Below are 5572 nucleotides of genomic sequence, written 5' to 3'. Positions count from 1 at the left end.
GCGTCGAGGCGACGGCCGAGCAGCGCGGCCTGGTGGCGCAGACGCGACTCGAGGTCGTCGAGGGTGCCCCGCACCGCCTCGGGAACGCCGCCGCCCCGCAGCAGGGCGACGCAGGCGAAGACGTCGTCGACGAGGGCTCGACACCGGTCGGCGTCGTGCGACACGTCGGCCCGGTAGGCGTCGAGGGTCGTCGCGCAGCGCGCGAAGGCCCGGCGTGCGTCGTGCTCCGCGTGGGGCGCGAGCACGCCCTGCCCCTCTGCGACGAGGTCGCGCCACAGTGCGCACAGCGCGACGACCAGGGCCGGCACCGTGGCCGGGCGGGCGACGGCGACCCGCGTCCAGCGCTGCGGCAGGGTCTCGACGAGGCCGGTGTGCTCGAGCCGGACGAGGGCCGCCCGGATCGGAGTGCGCGAGACCCCCAGCCACGACTCGAGGTCGGCGTCGCGCAGACGGCTGCCGGCGGGCAGGGCACCCGCCGTGATCGCCGCGAGCAGCGTCTCGTGCACGTCGTCCTTGTGCAGACGGCGCTGGATGACGGTCTGGCGGTCGTGCGGAACGGGCACAGCACCTCCTCGTGTGTGATGTACGAGATGCTGACACTAGTGCATGTATGCCCTGCCGAGCAGTCCACTACGCTCGTCCGGTGCCCGTGTCGAGGATCGTCCTGTTCTACGTGTTCGTGCCGCTGGCCGACCCCGACGCCGTGCGGCTGTGGCAGCGCGACCTGGCCGAGTCGCTCGGCCTCCGGGGCCGCGTGCTGCTCTCGCCGCACGGCGTGAACGGCACCCTCGGCGGCGAGGTGTCCGACGTGAAGCGCTGGCTCCGCAAGACCCGGGAGTACGCCCCCTTCCGCGACCTCGACGTGAAGTGGAGCGACGGCGGCGCCGACGACTTCCCGCGGCTCTCGGTGAAGGTCCGCGACGAGGTCGTGACGTTCGGCGCCCCCGACGAGCTGGTCGTCGACGGGTCGGGCGTCGTGGGCGGCGGCACACGCCTCACGCCCGAGGAGCTGCACGAGCTCGTCGCGCGCGAGGACGTCGTCTTCCTCGACGGCCGCAACGAGTTCGAGTCGCGCATCGGCCGGTTCCGCGACGCCGTGGTGCCGGACGTCGCGACGACCCGCGAGTTCGTGGCCGAGCTCGACAGCGGCCGGTGGGACCACCTCAAGGACGAGACCGTCGTCACGTACTGCACGGGCGGCGTGCGCTGCGAGGTCCTCAGCTCACTGATGGTCTCGCGGGGGTTCGGCCGGGTCTACCAGCTCGACGGCGGCGTGGCGCGCTACGGCGAGCGCTACGGCGACGACGGCCTGTGGGAGGGGTCGCTCTACGTCTTCGACCGGCGGGGGTCCGTCGAGTTCAGCGACCACGCCGCCGTCGTCGGCCGCTGCTCCGCCTGCGGCGAGGCGACCAGCCGGATGCAGAACTGCTCCGACCTGCAGTGCCGCGAGCAGCTGGTCGTGTGCGAGCCGTGCGCGGGACGCGACGTCGTCCTCTGCGACCCGCACCGCGCCTCCCGCGGGTGGACCCCTTCCCTCGCCCCCGGCGTAGCGTCTCCCGCATGACTGAGACCAACGACATCTCCCGCGTCGCCGAGGTGCTCGACGCCGGGCGCATCGGCATCCTGACCACCCGCAGCGGCCACGGCCGCCTCGTGAGCCGGCCGCTCGCGATCGTCGACCGCGACTTCGACGGCAAGGTGTACTTCTTCACCCGCGACCCCTCCCCCAAGGTCGACGACATCAAGGCCCACCCGCAGGTCAACGTCGCCGTCGAGACCGGCAAGGGCTGGCTCTCGCTCGCCGGCGAGGCGTCGGTGACGAAGGACTCCGCGCTGGTCGACGAGTTCTGGACGGCCGGCGCCGAGGCCTGGTTCGACGAGGGACGTGACGACCCCACCGTCGCCCTGATCGAGGTCGACGTCGACACGGCCGAGTACTGGGTCAGCAACGAGCCGAAGGCCGTGACCCTGCTGAAGTACGCCAAGGCGGCGCTGACCGGTGGTCACCCGAAGAACGTGGCGGACACGGGCACGGTCCAGCTCTAGCCAGGGTCAGGGCAGCGCCCCGCGCACCCGACGGGCGGTCAGCCGCAGGTGACCGTGCGCCCGTCCGCGTCGACGTAGTCGCCCGGGCCGAGCTGGGTGCAGGTCGACGAGAGCCGCGTCACGTAGTCGAGGGCGGAGATGCCCCACACGAGGCTCGCGACGATCACCACGCCCGAGACGACCATGCCCACCAGCGCCAGGGTCGGGGCGTGGCCCGCCTGTCGCGACCTGCGTGCCGAGACCAGCCCGAACACGAGGCCCAGGGGCGCGGCGAAGACGCCGAAGACGACCGAGGCGATCGCGAGGCCGCGTCCCGGGTCGTCGCTGCGGGGAGGTCGGCTGTCCCAGAAGTCGTCGTCGTCGAACGCCGTGAAGTACGAGCCCTGGCCGCCTGCGGCGTGGGGCGAGGACGAGGAGGCGCCGGCCGACGAGCTCGTCGGCTGCGGTGCCCAGAGGCTCGCCTCGTCCGACGGAGCCGGCGCCGGGGCCGGGGGCCAGGCCGCCTCGGGGACGACGGCGGCCTCGTGGCGGGCCCGCGCCTCCTGGTGCAGGGTCGGAGGGGGCCCCACGACGGACTGCCCGCGCTGCTCGCCCGGCACCGGCCGTGCGAACCTCGCCCACGGCGACGGAGGCCGCGGCGGGGGATGGTCGGTCATGCACCGAGGGTAGTACGCCGACTCGTGCTCCCGACCGTACGGGCGCGGAGGTGCAGGGACCCGCGCACGCAGCCCCGTGCGCCATGATGGGACGCACCTCGGCCCGACCCCGGGCCCGACATGCGACGGAGCGACACGATGCGGATAGGGATCCTCACCAGCGGCGGCGACTGCCCCGGACTCAACGCGGTCATCCGAGGGGCGGTGCTGAAGGGGACGCAGATCCACGGCCAGGAGTTCGTCGGGTTCCGTGACGGCTGGCGCGGGGTCGTCGACGGCGACGTCATGCCCCTCACCCGCAAGGAGATCCAGGGCATCGCGAAGCAGGGCGGCACGATCCTCGGCACGAGCCGCACCAACCCCTTCGAGGGCGCGGGCGGGGTCGAGCGCATCACCGAGAACCTCGAGCGCTTCGGCATCGACGCCATCATGGCCATCGGCGGCGAGGGCACGCTCGCGGCCGCGAAGCGCCTGACCGACGCCGGCCTGAAGATCGTCGGCGTCCCCAAGACCGTCGACAACGACCTCGGCGCCACCGACTACACCTTCGGCTTCGACACCGCCGTGCAGATCGCGACCGACGCCATGGACCGCCTGCGCACCACCGGCGACTCGCACAGCCGCTGCATGGTGGCCGAGGTGATGGGCCGGCACGTCGGGTGGATCGCCCTGCACTCGGGCATGGCCGCCGGCGCGCACGCCATCCTCATCCCCGAGCAGGCCACGAGCATGGACCAGATCGTGGCGTGGGTGCAGTCGGCCTACGACCGCGGGCGCGCACCGCTGGTCGTCGTGGCCGAGGGCTTCGTGCCCGACCACGAGAGCGACGCGCACTCCGAGCGCGGCCTCGACGCGTTCGGCCGCCCGCGCCTGGGCGGCATCGGGGAGGCGCTGGCGCCGATCATCGAGGAGCGCACGGGCATCGAGACGCGCGCGACCACCCTCGGCCACATCCAGCGCGGCGGCACCCCCACCTCCTACGACCGCGTGCTCGCGACCCGCCTCGGCATGGCGGCCAGCGACTCCGTCGTCGAGGGCCGCTGGGGGCGCATGGTCGCCCTGCGCGGCACGGACATCGTGCACGTGTCGTTCGAGGAGGCGCTCGACAGCCTGAAGACCGTGCCGCAGCACCGCTACGACGAGGCCGCGATCCTCTTCGGCTAGGGCACGGGTCGCTCCTCCCCGGGGTCGCGAGGCGTCCGTCCGTCCACGCTCCGCCGCGCAGGCGATGCGCGAGGCCTCCGGACCTGTCAGTCTCGACGCATGATCACGTTCATCGTCGTGGGGGCGGTCGGGCTCGTCGTCCTCCTCGCCAGCATCGTCGTCGGCGACCTGCTCGACCTGTTCGACGTCGGCGACGGCCTCGTCTCGGGCGTCGCGCTCGGCGCCGCCCTGTCGATCTTCGGGCTGGCCGGGCTCGTGACCACCCAGGCCGGTCTCGACACGGTCTGGACGTACATGGTCGCCGTGCTCGTGGCGGCGGCCGTGCTCGTGCTCGTGCAGCTCTTCGTCCGCCGGGTCACCCGACGCGAGAGCGGCGGCCACTGGTCGCCCGTCGGCTTCACCGGCACCACGACCGAGGCGACCACGCCGAGCGGCGGCGAGGTCCGCCTCGACGACGTCCGCGAGCTCGAGCGGCGCCTCGCGTACAGCGACGCCCCGATCGCCCGGGGGGTCCGCGTCCGGGTCGTCGCCGAGGCCGGGCCTCGGGTGCAGGTCGAGCCCGTCGACCCGGCGGGCCCCGTCGCCCCGTAGGCCCGTCGCCCCGCAGTCCCCGCCGTCGCCGGCCACCTCGCCGCACCGGCGCACCCCAACCAGCACCGCTCCAGCCCTGCACCACCCCGCCCCTTGGAAGGAAGCCCTGTGGACTTCATCACCGGAAACACCAGCGTCGTCGCGGTCGTCGTCGCCGTCGTCATCGTGCTCGCCCTGCTGTCGTTCGTCGCCAGCCGCGTGCGCCGCGTCCCGCCGAACGAGGCGCTGATCGTCGTCGGCCGCGGGGCCGAGCGCTCCGAGGGCGGCGGCATCTCGAGCCCCCAGAAGGTGATCATCGGCGGGCGCACGTTCGTCTGGCCGATCTTCCAGGAGGGCTTCACGCTCTCGCTCGAGCAGTACCAGACCCCGGTCGAGGTGCAGGCGATCGACGCCAACTACATCCGCACAGCCGTCAAGGCCACCGTCAACTTCAAGGTGACCGGCACCGAGGACGGCGTCCGCCGGGCGGCCCAGCGCTACCTGCTGCAGCAGCAGCAGCTGCCCGTGATCGTGCAGCAGTCCCTCGAGGGCTCGATCCGAGGGCTGATCGGCGGCCAGCCGGTCGACGACCTCGTCAAGAACTTCTCGCGCCTCGCCGCGGACGCCGTGAACGAGACGAAGGGCGAGCTCGCCGAGCTCGGCCTGCAGATCGAGACCATGAACATCCGCGAGATCGAGACGCCCGGCAGCACGTACCTCGCCGACCGCGGACGCGCGGAGGCGGCGGTCGCCAAGCAGAACGCCGACGTGGCCGAGGCGGAGGCGGAGCGCATCGCGGCCCTGGCCCGCATCGGCAACACGCAGCAGACGGCCGAGCGCCAGCTGCAGCTCGACGTGCGCCAGGCGCAGATCAAGGCCGAGACCGACCGGGCCAACGCCGAGGCGTCGGCCGCGGGCGAGCTGGCACGCGCCACGCAGGACAAGCTCGTCGCCGAGCAGGAGAGCATCGCCGTCGCCGAGCAGGCGAAGGTCAACCAGGAGCGCCTCAACATCGACGTGCGCCAGCCCGCCGAGGCCGCCGCCTACGCCTCGGTGCAGAACGCCGAGGCCGAGCGCGACGCGGCCAACGCCGCCGTCGAGGCCGAGGCGTTCCGCCGCACCCAGCTGGCCGACGC

At 73.2% G+C, this 5572-nt stretch carries 7 protein-coding genes; 5 read left to right on the top strand and 2 right to left on the bottom strand.

Features of this window, described 5'->3' with window-relative positions; all coding sequences use genetic code 11:
- Nucleotides 1-563, bottom strand: a 563-nt coding sequence (locus RWM17_RS11730; protein WP_314103891.1) for a GntR family transcriptional regulator, incomplete at its 3' end; no start/stop codon positions are given.
- 80 nt (nucleotides 564-643) lie between these two features.
- Between RWM17_RS11730 and RWM17_RS11725 the strand changes: the two genes are divergently transcribed.
- A complete protein-coding gene (locus tag RWM17_RS11725) occupies nucleotides 644-1564 on the top strand; it encodes a rhodanese-related sulfurtransferase (RefSeq protein WP_314103889.1) in 921 nt (306 codons plus the stop codon).
- On the top strand, nucleotides 1561-2046 hold the full coding sequence (locus tag RWM17_RS11720) for a pyridoxamine 5'-phosphate oxidase family protein (protein ID WP_192040530.1): 486 nt from the start codon (nucleotides 1561-1563) through the stop codon (nucleotides 2044-2046). Before RWM17_RS11725 ends, RWM17_RS11720 begins: the two co-directional genes overlap by 4 nt.
- Nucleotides 2047-2084: 38 nt before the next feature.
- Here RWM17_RS11720 and RWM17_RS11715 read toward each other — a convergent pair whose 3' ends face one another.
- Nucleotides 2085-2702 carry a DUF4190 domain-containing protein gene (locus RWM17_RS11715; protein WP_314103885.1) on the bottom strand — a complete coding sequence of 206 codons (618 nt, stop codon included), beginning with the start codon at nucleotides 2700-2702 and terminating at the stop codon, nucleotides 2085-2087.
- A 138-nt stretch (nucleotides 2703-2840) separates the two neighbouring features.
- Here RWM17_RS11715 and RWM17_RS11710 point away from each other — a divergent pair, with 138 nt between their 5' ends.
- From RWM17_RS11710 to RWM17_RS11700, 3 genes are all read left to right on the top strand, one after another.
- Nucleotides 2841-3866 carry a 6-phosphofructokinase gene (locus RWM17_RS11710; protein WP_123548256.1) on the top strand — a complete coding sequence of 342 codons (1026 nt, stop codon included), beginning with the start codon at nucleotides 2841-2843 and terminating at the stop codon, nucleotides 3864-3866.
- A 99-nt stretch (nucleotides 3867-3965) separates the two neighbouring features.
- Nucleotides 3966-4457, top strand: coding sequence for an NfeD family protein (locus tag RWM17_RS11705; RefSeq protein ID WP_314103882.1), 492 nt, complete (start codon nucleotides 3966-3968; stop codon nucleotides 4455-4457).
- Between the two features lie 108 nt (nucleotides 4458-4565).
- The coding region (locus RWM17_RS11700) for an SPFH domain-containing protein (protein ID WP_314103881.1) at nucleotides 4566-5572 on the top strand (1007 nt) is incomplete at its 3' end.

Origin of the sequence: uncultured Frigoribacterium sp. (assembly GCF_963515265.1) — a bacterium.
GTDB lineage: Bacteria > Actinomycetota > Actinomycetes > Actinomycetales > Microbacteriaceae > Frigoribacterium.
This window is presented reverse-complemented; position numbering and strand designations above follow the sequence as displayed.

What these genes read in the sequence shown, in the direction of transcription:
- RWM17_RS11715 (WP_314103885.1), bottom strand. Translation starts at nt 2,702, where the DNA reads ATGACCGACCATCCCCCGCCGCGGCCTCCGTCGCCGTGGGCGAGGTTC.
- RWM17_RS11720 (WP_192040530.1), top strand. Translation starts at nt 1,561, where the DNA reads ATGACTGAGACCAACGACATCTCCCGCGTCGCCGAGGTGCTCGACGCC.
- RWM17_RS11710 (WP_123548256.1), top strand. Translation starts at nt 2,841, where the DNA reads ATGCGGATAGGGATCCTCACCAGCGGCGGCGACTGCCCCGGACTCAAC.
- RWM17_RS11705 (WP_314103882.1), top strand. Translation starts at nt 3,966, where the DNA reads ATGATCACGTTCATCGTCGTGGGGGCGGTCGGGCTCGTCGTCCTCCTC.